The sequence below is a fragment of the Alteromonas sp. V450 genome (assembly GCF_001885075.1).
In the GTDB taxonomy this organism is placed as follows: domain Bacteria; phylum Pseudomonadota; class Gammaproteobacteria; order Enterobacterales; family Alteromonadaceae; genus Alteromonas.
In genome coordinates this window covers 3,449,744-3,465,326 of sequence record NZ_MODU01000004.1, presented here as the reverse complement: position 1 = coordinate 3,465,326, position 15,583 = coordinate 3,449,744, and the positions used below count along the sequence as shown (strand labels likewise).

The following is a 15,583-nucleotide window of genomic DNA, read 5'->3' as shown; positions in this document are numbered from 1 at the left end:
AATTAAGCAAGGTGGGGCGTTAGTTCATATACCAGCCTTGCATGTTCATTCTAATCTACATAGAAAAGTACCGTTAAAAAGTACTATTAAAACGTATACGACGCACTTAGCTGCGCGTTAATACCGGCGCCATAAAACCCAATGGTATGAAGGCTATTAATGTATTTCTTATCAAAAATATTATTCACATTAACCCGCATTGTGAGCTTGTCTGAAAACGCTTTAGATGCATACACATTACCTAAGAAATACGCGCCTTGTTCAACGTTGTAATCCACATTACTTATCTCAGACTGCCAGCGACCGCCAAAGCCTAGCTCTACTTCTGGCGCTTGTGGCACTGTGTACGCAAGCTGGAACGTTGCGACATCACGCGGCGCCCATAAGTTGGCATCATTGCCTTGTTCGTCTTCTACATCAAGCTTGGTATAAGACGCATTAACACGCAGTGCATCGGTTACCTGGCCGGCTATTTCAATTTCAAAACCATCAGACTCTACCGACACGCCCTTATAGTAGAACTGCAGGGTTTCTGGGTTAGTGCCAGCGTAGGCGGCAAGGTTGTCTTGCTGTGCGGTGAAGTAAGCAAATGTCGTTAATAAACGGTTGTCGAACCACTGCGCTTTAACGCCGGCCTCGAAGTTTTTACCCTTTGTTGGGGCTAGGTACTGGCCGTTAATGTCGTACTGTTCTTGCGGCTGGTACACATCTGAATAACTTACATACGCGTTGACATCGTCGGTTACGGCGTAAGTAGCACCAATGTAGGGGCTAGCCTCGCTTTCTGAGTTATCGATAACCGCGCCTGCATTTTGCCCTTTACGCTCAAAATCAATAGCGTTAAAACCAGCGATAACATGCATAGCATCGGTGACAATAAAACGGGCAGAGCCAAAGTAACGGGTTAGGGTTTGTTCAATGTTGGAATACTCTGAGGCGGCAAGCCAATCAGGCTCAGCAATAGCATCTAGCGCATACGGATACGCAGGCGTTGGGCCGTAGGCTGGCGTAGTGGCATAATCAAATGCGTGAACAAAAGACACGTCATCGCTGGTAGCATGGCTTACTCCAATATTCACTTCATGATGGCGACCAAATAGCTCGAAATCTCCAAATACACGGCCTTCAATAAGGTGTGAATCACGCTCAGAGTCGTAACGACCCGGCCAGCCAACAAGGCCTAAGCCTGTGTCTTTATCAATGGTGCCATAGGCGTAAAACAGCTTGCTTTGATCTTCAAAATCGCGGTAGTTATAGCTAAGCAGCAGCTGCCAATCGTTGTCGAACACGTAGTCTAGCTCGACAAACGCGTTGGTAGTTTCGGTATCCCATTTCGTCCATTCCTGGGAAGTAGTATCGCTAATGTCCCACTCGGCTTGGGTACCATCGGTGTAGTTAAACACAAGCCCACCCCAGGTGTTGCCGTCGGTATTGGCATCTTGGTACGACAACCCAAAGGTTACAGTAGCGTTATCGGTTAACTGGCCGTCGATAACACCGTAAACAAAGCTGCGATCGTTCTGTAGGCCATCAAGGTGCGACTCTTTATCTTCAACACTGGCTACCACGCGCGCTGCCCAGCTGCCATCTTCGGTAAGCAGCATTGAGTAGTCGCCCTGTACACGCTTAAAGTTGTACGAGCCAATGCTTGCGCCAATTTCACCGCCCTCTTCATTGGTGGGGCGCTTGCGCACATAGTTAATGGTACCCGACGCGTTACCCACACCCGTTAACAGGCCGTTGGCACCACGAATAACTTCAATTTCTTCATAGCCGTAAGCTTCTACTGCACCAGTAACAATGCCCCAATCATTCGGCAAGCCTACCCCATCAATTTGGGTGTTCTTAATTTCAAAACCACGGGCAGTATAGTTAGTACGGTTGGTTTCCCACTCCTCTACATTAATACCCGGCGCTAGCTTTAGCGCATCGTTAATATTGAACGCTCCAAACGACTGCATCAGGTCTTCAGAAACAATGCTAATAGACTGGGGCGTTTCGCTAATTTCCATGGTTAAGCCCGTTGCGCCGCGACTTACACGGTTTTGACGAACGCCAACAATACGAATTTTTTCAACTTCGCTTTCTCTAACTTGTTTAGCTGAAGTTTCAGAGGTTTGCGCATGGGCCGATACCGCAACAGCAATAGGTGACAGCGCGAACAAAACAGGAATTAACGTAGAGTATTTCACAATAAGCCTTTAAGTAATTAAGTGTGTTCAACAAACCCAAACATTTAAACACAAATAATAACAATTCGCATTAACATAATTTATTTTTGATAACACAACGCTTCTGCCTGTTATTTAAACAGCTATAGTGTTTAACTATGTGAATCAACTATGTGAGGAAAAGTTATGGATAACGCCGAACACGTAAAAAGCCCCAGTGCCATGACAGCACAAGAAAGGAAAGCACGATGGCCGAACTTCAGCGACAAAGAACTGGCGTGCAGCTGCTGCGGCAAGTTTTCCCCTAGTGAACAGTTCAGTAAGCTTATGGATGACGCACAGGCCTTTCGCACCGCAAGTGAAAAACCCCTGCCTGTAAATAGCGCTTATCGCTGCAAAATGCATGCGATAGAACGCAAAAAAGCAACGCCTGGTGCCCACGCTACAGCAGCATGCGACTTTGGCGTAAGCGGCGAAGACGCAATACAGCTACTTACGTTTTTCTTAAACCGTGGTTATGTAGGCATTGGTGTGCACCAAAAAGGTAATAAACGCTACATTCACGTTGATAGACGCAAAACACCCGCTATATGGACGTACTGAAAGCAACAAAATAGCTGAGTAAAACACCTGAATTGTGCTGTGAAATAGAAGGTGGTAATGTGAAAACGCTAAAATGGACTTGGTAAGGTGCTTAATTAAATGAAAAATCTCGGTTGGTGTATCGCTATTTTACTTGCGTTTTCAGCAGGCTATTTTACCAGTTCCTATTCTTCAAAGAAGCCGCTTGCAGATGAACAGGCTAAAGATGTTGAGATTGAAGGTGTCGAAGCTATTAACAACCAACCTGCATCCTTTTTCAACACCACTGAACAAACGCCATTTAACAACGCATCAGAGAACAAATTCACCGAAAAAACGCCTACAATCAAAGCGCTTGCTCAACAATTAAAAGCCATTACCGGTGACGACCCCGCTTCGCTAACATTTTCGGGTTTGGCGCGCTTATATGGCTTCGTTGGTAGTTTATCAGAGGGGGAATTACGGGCTTTAGTTGAAACACTAACCAGTACCAACATCAAAGAAAACACCGCTACATTGTCTCTCCTTTTTAGGCGTTATTCCGAAATAAACCCGACAGCAGCCCTTGAATATGCAAAGAGTGAAATGGAGGGCAGTGAGCTTAGAAACTCTTTTGTGGCGTTAAGTTTATCCAATTTAGGTAAACAAAACCCGCTAGCGGCTTACAATCAGTTTTTAAGTATAGCTGGCACACATCAAAGCAATGGTGGTATTCGTCAACAAATGCTACAAGGCAGTTTGTCCGATACATTTTCAGCCCTAGCGAAGCAAGATATGGCGTTGGCTATCGACAAGTTAAGCGAGCTTAGTGAGCTGGGGTACAAAGTAGAAATGTCCGTATGGGGACTTACTGAAAACCTGGCTTCGAAACAAGATTTCGTTGACTTACTTACACTCACCGAAACCATAGACAACAATGCTGTTGCTGAAGGTATTATTAATAAGTGGGCCAAGAAAAACCCCGAAGAAGCTGGTGCGTGGCTTGTTGAAAGTTATACGGGCGACCGCGCTGACCAGCTAAAGGATAGCTTTGTACGAGCCTGGGCTAACCATGACAAAGAAAAAAGTGGAAACTGGCTTGTGGAAAACACGGCGCCCGAACAAATTAATAAAAAAGTAGTGAACCACTTACGCAATTGGGGGTGGGAGAACCCTGAGGCGGCAATGCAATGGTTCGCTAAGCAACCCATCGCGGTGTATAACCAAAACACATTTGGTGAATTTATCAATAATATCGCCTATATGAACCCCAAATTTGCTGTTAAATATATGCACTATCTTGACAGTGAAGCACAACAGCAGCGCCTCTCAAGCATTATTTACGGAAGCTTGAAAGATACAAATCCACAACAAGCAAAGGCGTTTTTAACGCAGTCACCCTACAAAAATGAAATTCTTGAGTTTGAAGAACGCATGAAGGAATACCTTCAAAATTGACACGATAATATCGATATTTATATAAGTTGGCGGCAGACAACAGTATGCGATAATGTATGGCGGTTAACAGGGAGGTAACGTTACGTTGAGCATCACTATTAAGCATTACAGTGCAAAAGCACAACACTATTTCGATTTATATAATTCGGTTAGTGCAGAAAGTGTTCACACCGATTGGAAAGCATTTTTACAGCAAGCTAAAACAGGTGCTGCACTAGACGTAGGTGCAGGCAGTGGCCGTGACGCCAACTGGTTAGCCAAACACGGCTGGAAGGTAGTAGCCGCAGAACCCGCCGATGAACTGCGCAACCTAGCAAAAGCCCATTCGCATAACAGTGTTACATGGTGTAATGCCAGCCTACCTGCACTTACCGCCCTACCCCAAACCCCAAAAACTTTCGACCTAATATTGCTTTCTGCGGTATGGATGCACTTGCCTAAAGATGAAAGGCCACCCGCGTTAAAACGTTTGGCCGCATTGCTTTCAGAAAATGGCGTTATGTACATAAGCCTTCGGTTCGGCCCAAACGATGAAGCAAGACCCATGCACCCTGTCAGTTATGAGGAACTGGCGGCATTAGCACAAATCAACGGCCTAACAGCACGCAATTTAAACTCGGTTCCGAGTGAGGATGGTTTAAACCGTGATGATGTTAAGTGGGTTACGGTTGAAGTGGTGAAGGTGTAATGACTGCTAAAAATTATTTGGTTAGCGGTAGAAACAAGCACTACCTTCTACATGAAATTCGCGATGCCCTGAAAAACGCGACCAGTATAGAAATAGCAGTTTCGTTTATTCGTATGTCTGGACTAAGCCTTATCATTCAAGACATTGAAGATGCTATGAATTCTGAAGAGCGTGACGTTACATTATCCTTGCTGACTTCAGACTATATGAATATAACGGAGCCACAAGCCCTAAAGCGTTTGATGTTACTAAAGGAAAGAGGTGCCGACGTTCAACTCTTTGAAAGTAAGCACGCTACCAGCTTTCATTTAAAGTCTTATATTTTTGTCAAAAATAACGGTGAAACACTAACATCTGCCAGAGCGTTCGTTGGCTCTAGTAATATTAGTAAAACTGCGCTTACAGATGGCATAGAGTGGAACTATCGAATTGATTACCCTAATGATAACGACAAAGAAGCCATTGCCCGAATTGAAGAAATTCGAGAGCAGTATCGCTACCTTTTCACATTGCCCCAAGTTAAGCCATTAACTTACGACTTAATAGCTGACTACGAAATTAGATACAACACAGCAAGGGTTGTTACACCATTTCAATCTGCAGCATCACTGCCAGATGAAAAAGAGCATGAAATTCCGGAGCCAAGAGAGCATCAGGTGGCTGCACTAGCAGCACTTAATCAGGCGCGAGAAAGAGATATTCAGAAAGGTTTAGTGGTTCTAGCAACAGGTATGGGTAAGACCTACCTAGCAGCTTTTGATGCTGCCCAGATAAATGCTAAAAAAGTACTTTTTGTAGCACATCGAGAAGAAATCTTACTTCAAGCTGAGGCTAGCTTTCTTAAAATACACCCGAACAAAAAGGTAGGCAGATACAGCGGAAAACAGAAAGATGAAGAGTACGACTTTTTGTTTGCCTCCATACAAACCATCGGACAGCTCACTCATCTAGCTAAGTTTCCTGTTACTGCTTTCGATTATATTGTTGTAGACGAATTTCATCACGCCGCAGCGGGTGGTTATCAACGTTTACTGAAGCATTTCACGCCATCATTTTTGTTAGGTTTAACCGCAACGCCGAATAGAACTGACGGGAGCGATATCCTCAAGCTATGCGACAACAACCTTATTTACCAACAGGACTTGTTTGATGGTGTAAAGGCAGAGGCATTGTGCCCTTTTACTTACTTCGGAATTTTCGACAAGGAAGTAGACTACGAGCACCTACCTTGGCGAAATGGAAAGTTCGATCCCGAAAAGCTATCTAATAAATTAGCGACCAAAGGCCGGGCGAAACATGTTCTCAGTGAGTGGAAAGCAAAGTCGCAAGATGTATCACTGGCTTTTTGCGTATCGCGCAAACACAGCGATTACATGGCAGATTACTTTAATCAACACGGTGTAGCAGCAGCTAGCGTCCATTCCGATTCATCACTAACGCGAAGCGAAGCCTTAAGCAAGCTTAATAGCGGGGAAATTAAAATTTTGTTCTCGGTAGATCTATTCAATGAAGGTGTCGATTTACCGAAGATAGATACCGTATTGATGCTTAGGCCTACAGAATCAAAAATACTTTTTCTACAGCAAATGGGGCGCGGTCTTCGTAAAAGCAAGGGAAAGGAAAGGCTTGTCATTTTAGATTTTGTGGGTAATCACCATAGCTTCTTAAACCGCCCAGAAATGCTATTAGCTAGCGTCTTGAATGGCCCACAAAACCGCAGAAAGATGGTCGACCTAGCAAGAAACGCCAATAAACTACTTCCTGCCGGTTGTTACGTTAACTTTGATTTGGAATTTATTGATTTTCTCACAAGCCTTTCTGAAGACGAGCTTGATATTCAATACGATAAGTTAAAAGAAACGTTAGGTCGAAGACCGACATACACAGAGTTCTATCAATCCGGCGCAAGTTTAGAAAAACTTAGACGAAATAGAGGGTCGTGGTGGGAATTTGTTGATAGCAAGGGCGACCTTAATGCTGACGAACTAGAAGTGCTTGAAGAGCACCTACAGTGGTTTAAAGACCTAGCCATTACTCGTACTTCAAAGTGCTACAAGTTGGTGTTAGTTGCCACGCTGATTGAGCAAAATGCTTTTCATTCACAGGTAAATGTTGATGATTTGGCAGAGTGGGCGCGACAGTGGTTTTTAGATAACCCAGAATGGATTTCTGACTTACCAGAAAGTAAACAACAATTAGCCGCATTAAGTAAATCAGAGTGGCGAGCGCATTGGCGTAGCAACCCAGTAAAATTTTGGTGTACAGCAGAGTCCGAATCGAAGATTGCTTGGTTCGATATTAGTGAGCAGCAATTTCATTTCAAACAAAGTATTACAGCAATTCAATATCATTTGTTTTTAGCTATGACAGCTGAGATCAATAATCAGCGCCTCGCTAGCTACAGCCACAAGCGATTAGCTATAACTACCCCTTTTTCCAATAATATCGTTCAGTTTCCCGAGAAAGTGCAGCTTCCATTTTTTCCCGATATAAAAATAGCTTGCGGTCATTTCAAAACGGGTAATGCCGATGAGTCTGAACTTGTAAATGCACCACACGGCTATGGGAATATAGACAACTCGCGACATTTCATCGCTCGTGCATCTGGTAATTCTATGAACGGCGGTAAGAACCCTATTTATGATGGTGACTACTTGCTCCTAGAGCAAATCACACCAAATAATGCTGGTAGTATTAGCAATACAACCGTAGCCATCGAAAGGCAGGATGAAACTGGCGACAATCAATACTTGCTGAGGAAAGTACTCAAAAATCCTGATGGCTCTTATACTTTGAGAGCAGCTAATCCAGATTATGATGATCTCATAGCCACTGAAGAAATGATGACCTTCGCGCGGCTAAAAGGAAAAGTGGACCCGCTTGAACTTTTTGTAGGGCAAGAACTAATGCGCGAAGAGATCCCACAGCTTTTCAACGAAGAGTTTAATCCTGGTAATTGGCAATCGGGGCATGTCGTACTCAAAGAACAGAATGTTCAAATTTTGCTAGTTACGCTAAACAAGCAAGGTAAAGGTAGCGAACATCAGTACCATGATTATTTTATTGACGATAAACACTTTCATTGGCAATCGCAAAATAGCACTTCACCGAGTAACAAGCGCGGCAGAGAAATAATTGAACACCAGAAATTGGGCAGTCGCGTTTACCTTTTCGCTCGAGAGAGCAAATTGAGAGGGAAAACGGCTTCACCCTTTATGTTCTATGGTGAAGTGAAATACGTTAAGCATGAAAGTGAAAAACCGATGAATGTGACCTGGGAGTTATTGAATTAAGTTGTGAATAATCAAGGTAAATGCAAAGGTTCGCAGAATCATCATTTCAACTTAAAATTTTAAAGTACTTTAAAACAAGGAATGTACATGGAAATACTTTTCGTAATGGCGATATCGCTTTTCCCCTTCGCTTTAGTGATACTTTTCGCCGTTTGCTACAACAAAATTACAGATAAAAAATCACGTATACCTTTTGACTATGCTCGTACGGCACGAATCCCAGCCTTTACATTGTTGCAGCAGCATAGAGATGCAACATTAGACATGCTGGTATATTCACTACTATCAACCTTATATTTCCAACTTCCTTTTTCACTGCCAACCATTGCAGACTTGCTAGGTTTCGTGGACGTGTCGAAAAATTGGTTAATATACGTCACTGTTTTTTTTGCAGCTGCTATTTATTCACTATTTAAAGCAATAAAGGCCTTCAATAAAATTAGAATCACTAGATTAGGAATAGAGGCCGAATGGGCAGTATCATTTGCTTTGTCGAAAATAACAGATAGTAGAGTACGTGTATTTCACGACGTGCAGGCACCTAATTTTAATATTGACCATGTGCTAACGTTTCCAGGAGGTGTATTAGCTATCGAAACTAAAGGAAGGCGGAAACCAAACGTAAACAACTCTAAGAGTTCACACAAATTAACCGTAGAAGGCGAAAAAATTCAGTTCCCTCATTACACAGACACGTCGACGGTTGAGCAAGCGAAGCGACAAGCAGATTGGCTAAGTAAGCAGTTAACTCAAAGCACTGGAATGAGTGTGGAGGCCAGCCCCGTGGTTGTTATTCCTGGCTGGTTCATAGAATATAAACAAAAGCCTATCATTCCGATTATGAACCATAATTCTTTAACCAAACATTACGCCTTGTCTAAAAAGGTAGTTCTGGACAACTCATCTCTTGAACGTATTAACCACCAACTTGAAGCTCTCACTCTGAGGGGATCAAATCTATTTTGATTTTTAGCTGATCTTTTTACCTTCAGAGATAGTCAGCTCAAATTAGAACTCACAACCTTTGCCTCCGGAGTCCAAAAGCAATGAACAAGGCACTCACAGGGCTTTATAATTCAGCCTTACAAGAACGTTCAACGCTTCCCACATGCCGCCTCTTTCGCAGAAAGATTTGCGGATGAAGCCGACTGCATCACTCGTAGAGTTGCTAAACTGCACGCTTCTTTTGCTTTTTGTGCTTCAGATTTTGCGCCAAAGGTTACGTTCGCGATAACTGGTTTGTAGTTAATTGCCGCCGAACAGTACATATTTTTAAATTTAGTGTACTTCCAACCGTTGCTAGGCTTGTTCTGAAGGTACATACACATTTCATTAAACATTTGCTTCGCTGAAATAGTACACTTCGACATAGTGTTCAGATCGCCCTCGTAAGTGCTACATACCGATTTTGGCTGAATTCTCCAAAGTTGATAAGAATAAGAAATTCTGAAGTTATTATACTCGACTGTTTGGGCTTGAACGTCCACACCATACATATCAGTAAACCTGTTATAGACATTATTCGAAACAGCATCTATATAACTTGCAAATATTAACCCCAACACGTCCATGCATTTAACCCTTTAGCGATTTACGAAACCTTTTTGCCCAACTCAGAAATAACACTATTGCTGGCCTTATAACTTACGACGCTTTGTCCATAACAAAAATTCGCGTTGCAAATGTTCTAAACTTTGACCATAAAGCCGTTCTACATCTTCAATTGATAATTCGTGACATCCATTCTCGGCTTCCTGTAACAATAACCTGCTCAGAAAATCACGATCTTGCGCCATAAGAAATGCAACAAAAGCCCAGCTTGTCGCGTAATGACTTTGAGGAGCTATCTGCCATTCTTCTCTTGAACTTGATAAGAGTGTATGAAGAGGTAAAAGCCCATTCTTTCGAATGTGCCCTACCCAACCGCTCGCCTTAACATCACCAATGTTTTCTGCGTACTCAGCTATTCCCTCATTTAACCACTTACCCATCCGCCCATACCAATGGCGGTTTATAGTATGAGTTACTTCGTGCACAAGAGTATTTAGCGCTTGTTCTTCAGTACGAACAAAAACAACAGACTCGTTATTGCGCGCCGAATAATAGCCTGTATTTGACTGATTAGGCGAGGAAGACCTATTGCTGTATTCTGTATAAGCAGCGAGATCTTTAAAGCTTCTAATATTTGCAGTAACAGGCACAATTAAATTTTTTGGTGTTACTGTGCCAAGCATTTGAGCTACTTGTTTTATTCGACTTTGCAAAGCTGATTTTATTTCAAAGCTCAAATTGTGTGAAAGATAATTTAACGAAATAGCTTCTGGATCTATTGTCCCAACTACTTTTACAGATGTATGTTGATCAAGGCTCTTAGGTTTATCGCTAATATGCTTTACGCTCTTTTTATCAATCCAAGTGTAAAGAGTTTTTTGCTTTGGTGGAGGCCGCTTATCAAAACACTTTTGTTCAGGCGCACTTGCATGGTCAAAATGTACAATGTCAGATGTCTTCGAAAATGACATTTCATTTTCTACTTTTGCTTCGGTGGGTAAGAGTTTTAGGTCTGAGTTCTTCAGCTTAATCGTTGGTTGTACGTGCGCTTTATTTTCTATAATTGCATTAGAAAAAGAAGCTGTATGTACTAGGATTCTGTCGAGCCACACCGGTAGATTAAGACTATCTTTAAAAAGATATAAAACGATAAGACTATTTATCGCAATAACTATGCTTAACACTAAAAGCTTGAAGCCAAATCCTTTTGTTCCAACCATCAATTTTTCTTAACTAATGTTCCTAATTCAACATTCGCAAGCATACCTCAACATCAACACTCTAGTAATCATAATTTTAAGATCGACTACCCAACCAACCTATGAAAAACCTCAATAGCCTTATCAAAGCTTTCACCATTGGCAAAATAAAGCTGGCTTAGCCTGCTTTTTTGATTTTGTAGGTAGCACTAACAAAAGCAAGCGCTTGTAAAGCTGCTAAACTCTTCATCGAATACTTTAAACACGTCGCGCTATGGTTTTGCCACCCGCGTTTTTTATACGCTAATCATTGGCGCTAATTGAGTTTATAATAGCGGTTAAACAGTTTTTAAATTACATCGACCAACCTGAGCAGAACATGGCCCATAAAGTACGTTATAAGTTTAAAGGTGTGGCAAAAGAGATAAATTTTTCTTACAGCCGCCATCAAAATATGCATGAAGCCGTGGCCGATGCTGAGGGAATAGACCTTTCCCAGTTCCTGCAAACTGAACAGCAGCTTGCCGCTATCAGTAAAGACAAAAAAACCGTACGAAACTTCAGAGATACCGAATTTGCTAAAATGGGGTTTTCTGAGTTGTACTTTTTAAAAAACGGTCAGGAATGATGGTTGCGCCCTACAACGCATACTAGAACTCTGAAATACTTTGCTTTTAGGGGTTAACGGTTAAATTTTATTGGTTACCCTCAACCAACCCATGAAAAGCCTCAATCGCCCTATCAAAGCTTTCATCATTATCGAAATAAAGCTGGCTTAGCCGACTTTTCTTTATTTTGTAGGTAGCGCTGGCAAAGGCTAGTGCTTCTCTAAAGCTGCTAAATTCTTCATCGAATACTTTAAACACCTCACGCTGTGGTTTTACCACCCGCGTTATGTTGCCGTTTACTTCATAGTCGAACCCAGCAAATTGAAGCCGTGAAAGGGTTTCTTTACCTAATCGCATGCCGCCTTTAAGGCTTACCTGAAATGCGGCGTCCATTTCTTCAATTTCTTCCATGCTCCAGTGGTTATAAACCCGAATTGCCTTTTTGTATTTTTCGGCTAATCGCTTTTTTAACACCGTTATTCTGGGCTCTAGCGTGGCGTTGTTTTCATTTTTAAGCAGGTCGAAGCATTCGTTGCATGAAGGCACAGAGATAAAGTCGGCCTGTAGATGCCCACTTTGCCAATCGTGAATGAATGTTATGGGTGGGATAAAGTCTTGGCGGGCCGCCTCGCAGCCACAGTAAATACAGCGGCTAAAGTCAGCCGAATGTACTGCGTTTAAGGGCTGATAGAATTTTTGATAATTCTTTACTGACATACTGCTACTTGTTCGAATAGTTAATGCTATTTGGGTGCTGTTAATCTTGGTTACGTTAACACAGCGCACCTTATGTAAAAGTGAAATATGTGGCTTTAAAATGAAAAAAGCGCCACCAATCGGCAGCGCTTTGCTTTACGGCTGAAACACTATTTATGGCCTAGCCACTAAAAACTACAACCGCGACGGCCTGCTGTGCGGGTCGCCTTCTATGTGATCTTTGGGTTCGCGCGATTTAGGTTTTGCCGCTATTGGCACCTCTTCATCTTCCTCATCCAGCTCCCACGAGCCTTCTTCGCTCCATGGGTCGTCGTCTGGGAATTCCTCGATGTTGATTTCTTTTACGGAATAGTCTGGCTGATAGCGCATGTCGTAGTTGGCCGCCCTTACTATGGCAATACACAGCATTAAGGCCACAGCTAATAGCGGTACGCCCCCTATTATTGATGCGGTTTGAAGTGTTTCTAACCCGCCTATAAACATAAGCACAATTGGCATGAAAGATAGCGCAAAGGCCCAGAATAAGCGGTTCCAACGCAGTGGCTCTTCGTCTACTTCTTTTTGTACTACCGCGGCCAAAATGTAAGAAATAGAGTCGAAGGTAGTGGCAGTAAATATTAGCGCCAATAAGGTGAATACAAAGATAACCACGTAGTCCATTGGCAGTGTGTGCAGCATGGCAAAAATGGCCGCGGTTGGGCTTTGTTGGTTAAGTATAGTGACTACGTCTAGTTCGCCTGAAAGCTGTAAATACAACCCGTAATTTCCCATTACCATGAAGAATAAAAAGCAGCCCATGGTGCCGAAAAACATAGAGCCCGCCACCATAGTACGAATGGTGCGCCCCCTTGATATACGTGCAATAAAAAGCCCAACGCTTGGTGCAAATACCAACCACCACGCCCAGTAGAATATGGTCCAGTCTTGTGGAAAGTGAGTGTTTTCAAAACCGTTAAATTCGGCGAAGGGTTCTAGCCATGTGGCCATTTTTATAATGTTGCTAAGTACTCGGCCCAGGGCATCTAAACCTGTGTTCGCCATAAACAACGTTGGGCCCACAATAAAGATAAACAGCAGCAGCCCTACGGCCAGCCAAAAGTTTATGTCTGACAGCAGCTTAATGCCTTTTTTAAGGCCAACATACGCGCTGTAGCCAAATATTGCGGTACAAGTGATGAGTACAATTACTTGGGTAGTAAGTGATTTAGGCACACCAAATAGCTCGTGCACCCCCTCGTTTATCATAGGTGCCGCCAAGCCAAGCGTGGTTGCGCCGCCGCCTAACATGCCGAAAATAAAGCTTACATCGATAATTTTACCCAACCAGCCGTGGGCCATTTTCTCGCCAATTACCGGCATTAGGGCTTCGGATATTTTAAGTACGCTGTGATTACGCACGTAGTAGAAGTAAGCAATAGGTACCGCAGGAATAAGGTAAATAGCCCAAGCAAGCGGGCCCCAGTGAAAAATACCGTAGGCCGCGGCCCACTTGGCAGCTTCGGGGGTTTCGCCTTCTATGTGAAACGGCGGGGCTTGGTAGTAGTACACCCACTCAATCATAGACCAGTACAAAATAGACGCCCCAATACCTGCACAAAACAGCATGGCCGCCCACGATACCGGTGAGAACTCGGGCTTTTCTTCCGGCTCGCCCAGTTTTATTTGGCCAATGTCGCTAAACATGATGTACACCATAAAGCCACCGGCGCCCACGCCAAGTAGCAGGTACAGCACACCCAGTTTGCTGGTAACAAAATCTTTGGCGGCTGCCACCCATTGTGCGCCTTGGTCGGGCCAAATAATAAGAGGAATAGTGACAGACAAAAGAAGAATTAAAGAGCCAAAAAACGTTGGCTTATCAATAACGCTAAACGCACCTTCCTGTTTAGTGGCAGCCTTCGATGAAGCCGAATTTCGGGTATTACTACTCATACACGATCCTTTGTTTTGTTTTTTATAGATGCCATTGTGCAATAAAGCTTTAAACGGGCAATCTTATAAAACAGTTTATCAAAACCAGGTGATGAGAGGGGTGTATTGTTTTAGTGTGGCCCGCCGGTATTTGTTAACCCGCTTATTTGCTCGCTAAGGTTGTAGCCAGCTTTTTGTGAAATGCTGTGTATTTCCTCACAGGAAAGCGTTTTGGCTGCGCCTAATGCCCAAAGCGTAATAGCGCGCATGCCGGTTTTACAAAAGGCCAATACTGGGCCTTCCAAATTTTGTAAATGTGCTTCAAAGGTTGTGGCGTCTTGTTGCGTTACTTTACCGCTAACCACAGGCTGATACACACAGTGCAAGCCAAGCGACCTAGCTTTTGTTGCTATTTCTGCAAAAGTTGGCTGGTTTGCGCCCTCGTTATCGGGGCGGTTACAAATAATGGCTTTAAATCCAGCGGCTTTAATTTTCTCTATATCATTCACAGAAATTTGAGCGCTAACAGATAGCCGTTGTGTTACGTTGCCGTATTGCATTGCTTGCTCCTTTATATCGCATTCACAGGAATTTTAATGAACTGCTTACCACCTTCAGAGGGCGCGCCAAACTGCCCGTTGCGCAGGTTTGCCTGAATTGCGGGTAATAATAATTTGGGTACGGCAAGCGTGGCGTCTCTCGCCTCGCGCTTTTGCACATATTCTCGAAGGGTTACGTCAGGGCGTATCTGCGCGTTGGTCTCTTTCGCTTGTTCAATAGTCACCGTTGATACTGGCAACTCGCCCTGCTTAGGGTAGTCGTGACCAAGGTAAACCGTTGTATCGTTAGGAAGTGTGAAAAAGCGCTGAATAGTATGGTAAAGCTGCTGGGCGCTACCACCTGGGAAGTCGCACCGCGCTGTGCCTAAATGAGGGGCAAACATGGTGTCGCCAACAAATATTTTTCCGTCAACCAAGAAGCTGGCACATGCAGGGGTATGCCCCGGCGTATGCCATACTTTTACTGTAAATGCGCCGATGCTAAATGTATCACCTTCTTCAAACAATACGTCGAATTGACTACCATCGCGAGGGGTATCGTTTGACGTTTCAAATACATCAAGCCAGGTATCTAGCACGGTTTTAATGCCTGAGCCAATACCAATTTTGCCGCCAATTTTAGATTTTAAGTGGTGCGCCGCAGTAATGTGATCGGCATGCACGTGGGTTTCTAAAATCCACTTATTCTTAAGCCCATTTTGGTTGATAAAGTCGATAACCTTATCGACACTTTGCGTGGATGTGCGACCTGAAAAGATATCGAAATCAGTAACCGAGTCGATTACCGCACTTTCTTTAGCGATGGGGTCGAATAGCACATAGGTAAACGTAGAGGTTTGATCATCATAAAATGTTTCAACATTCAT

The 15,583-nt window shown here is 43.3% G+C and carries 13 protein-coding genes; 6 read left to right on the top strand and 7 right to left on the bottom strand.

What is annotated here, in order from left to right; translation table 11 throughout:
• Positions 1-86 precede the first annotated feature (86 nt).
• Positions 87-2,192, bottom strand: a complete 2,106-nt coding sequence (locus BK026_RS15265; protein ID WP_071816612.1) for a TonB-dependent siderophore receptor — start codon at positions 2,190-2,192, stop codon at positions 87-89.
• 165 nt (positions 2,193-2,357) lie between these two features.
• Between BK026_RS15265 and BK026_RS15260 the strand changes: the two genes are divergently transcribed.
• The 5 genes from BK026_RS15260 (at position 2,358) to BK026_RS15240 (ending at position 9,137) form a co-directional block, all read left to right on the top strand.
• A complete protein-coding gene (locus BK026_RS15260) occupies positions 2,358-2,774 on the top strand; it encodes a D-Ala-D-Ala carboxypeptidase family metallohydrolase (RefSeq protein ID WP_083575100.1) in 417 nt (138 codons plus the stop codon).
• Positions 2,775-2,873: 99 nt separating this feature from the next.
• Positions 2,874-4,190 carry a hypothetical protein gene (locus BK026_RS15255; RefSeq protein ID WP_071816611.1) on the top strand — a complete coding sequence of 439 codons (1,317 nt, stop codon included), beginning with the start codon at positions 2,874-2,876 and terminating at the stop codon, positions 4,188-4,190.
• Between the two features lie 85 nt (positions 4,191-4,275).
• On the top strand, positions 4,276-4,878 hold the full coding sequence (locus tag BK026_RS15250; RefSeq protein ID WP_071816610.1) for a bifunctional 2-polyprenyl-6-hydroxyphenol methylase/3-demethylubiquinol 3-O-methyltransferase UbiG: 603 nt from the start codon (positions 4,276-4,278) through the stop codon (positions 4,876-4,878).
• Positions 4,878-8,171, top strand: a complete 3,294-nt coding sequence (locus BK026_RS15245; protein WP_071816609.1) for a DUF3427 domain-containing protein — start codon at positions 4,878-4,880, stop codon at positions 8,169-8,171. Before BK026_RS15250 ends, BK026_RS15245 begins: the two co-directional genes overlap by 1 nt.
• 87 nt (positions 8,172-8,258) lie before the next feature.
• Entirely contained in the window at positions 8,259-9,137 is an 879-nt protein-coding gene (locus tag BK026_RS15240) for a nuclease-related domain-containing protein (protein WP_071816608.1), read from the top strand.
• A 128-nt stretch (positions 9,138-9,265) separates the two neighbouring features.
• Here BK026_RS15240 and BK026_RS19530 read toward each other — a convergent pair whose 3' ends face one another.
• Together BK026_RS19530 and BK026_RS15230 are read right to left on the bottom strand one after the other, a co-directional pair.
• A complete protein-coding gene (locus tag BK026_RS19530) occupies positions 9,266-9,541 on the bottom strand; it encodes a hypothetical protein (protein ID WP_143142134.1) in 276 nt (91 codons plus the stop codon).
• 267 nt (positions 9,542-9,808) lie between these two features.
• Positions 9,809-10,942, bottom strand: a complete 1,134-nt coding sequence (locus tag BK026_RS15230; RefSeq protein ID WP_071816606.1) for a hypothetical protein — start codon at positions 10,940-10,942, stop codon at positions 9,809-9,811.
• A gap of 358 nt (positions 10,943-11,300) precedes the next feature.
• On the opposite strand from BK026_RS15230, the gene BK026_RS15225 reads away from it, so the two are divergent.
• Positions 11,301-11,549 carry a DUF2960 family protein gene (locus BK026_RS15225; protein WP_071817702.1) on the top strand — a complete coding sequence of 83 codons (249 nt, stop codon included), beginning with the start codon at positions 11,301-11,303 and terminating at the stop codon, positions 11,547-11,549.
• Positions 11,550-11,616: 67 nt separating this feature from the next.
• Here the strand turns inward: BK026_RS15225 and BK026_RS15220 are convergent, their stop codons facing one another.
• From BK026_RS15220 to BK026_RS15205, 4 genes are all read right to left on the bottom strand, one after another.
• Positions 11,617-12,246, bottom strand: coding sequence for a hypothetical protein (locus BK026_RS15220; RefSeq protein ID WP_071817701.1), 630 nt, complete (start codon positions 12,244-12,246; stop codon positions 11,617-11,619).
• A 174-nt stretch (positions 12,247-12,420) separates the two neighbouring features.
• Positions 12,421-14,178: a BCCT family transporter gene (locus BK026_RS15215; protein ID WP_071816605.1), complete on the bottom strand. Its 1,758-nt coding sequence runs from the start codon at positions 14,176-14,178 to the stop codon at positions 12,421-12,423.
• Positions 14,179-14,288: 110 nt separating this feature from the next.
• On the bottom strand, positions 14,289-14,717 hold the full coding sequence (locus BK026_RS15210) for a TIGR01244 family sulfur transferase (protein ID WP_083575098.1): 429 nt from the start codon (positions 14,715-14,717) through the stop codon (positions 14,289-14,291).
• A gap of 11 nt (positions 14,718-14,728) precedes the next feature.
• Entirely contained in the window at positions 14,729-15,583 is an 855-nt protein-coding gene (locus BK026_RS15205; RefSeq protein WP_071816604.1) for an MBL fold metallo-hydrolase, read from the bottom strand.

Excerpts from the sequence above, each read along its gene's own strand:
- BK026_RS15255 (WP_071816611.1), top strand. The coding sequence starts at position 2,874 with ATGAAAAATCTCGGTTGGTGTATCGCTATTTTACTTGCGTTTTCAGCA.
- BK026_RS15220 (WP_071817701.1), bottom strand. The coding sequence starts at position 12,246 with ATGTCAGTAAAGAATTATCAAAAATTCTATCAGCCCTTAAACGCAGTA.
- BK026_RS15210 (WP_083575098.1), bottom strand. The coding sequence starts at position 14,717 with ATGCAATACGGCAACGTAACACAACGGCTATCTGTTAGCGCTCAAATT.
- BK026_RS15245 (WP_071816609.1), top strand. The coding sequence starts at position 4,878 with ATGACTGCTAAAAATTATTTGGTTAGCGGTAGAAACAAGCACTACCTT.
- BK026_RS15240 (WP_071816608.1), top strand. The coding sequence starts at position 8,259 with ATGGAAATACTTTTCGTAATGGCGATATCGCTTTTCCCCTTCGCTTTA.
- BK026_RS15205 (WP_071816604.1), bottom strand. The coding sequence starts at position 15,583 with ATGAATGTTGAAACATTTTATGATGATCAAACCTCTACGTTTACCTAT.
- BK026_RS15225 (WP_071817702.1), top strand. The coding sequence starts at position 11,301 with ATGGCCCATAAAGTACGTTATAAGTTTAAAGGTGTGGCAAAAGAGATA.
- BK026_RS15230 (WP_071816606.1), bottom strand. The coding sequence starts at position 10,942 with ATGGTTGGAACAAAAGGATTTGGCTTCAAGCTTTTAGTGTTAAGCATA.
- BK026_RS15260 (WP_083575100.1), top strand. The coding sequence starts at position 2,358 with ATGGATAACGCCGAACACGTAAAAAGCCCCAGTGCCATGACAGCACAA.
- BK026_RS15215 (WP_071816605.1), bottom strand. The coding sequence starts at position 14,178 with ATGAGTAGTAATACCCGAAATTCGGCTTCATCGAAGGCTGCCACTAAA.
- BK026_RS19530 (WP_143142134.1), bottom strand. The coding sequence starts at position 9,541 with ATGTCGAAGTGTACTATTTCAGCGAAGCAAATGTTTAATGAAATGTGT.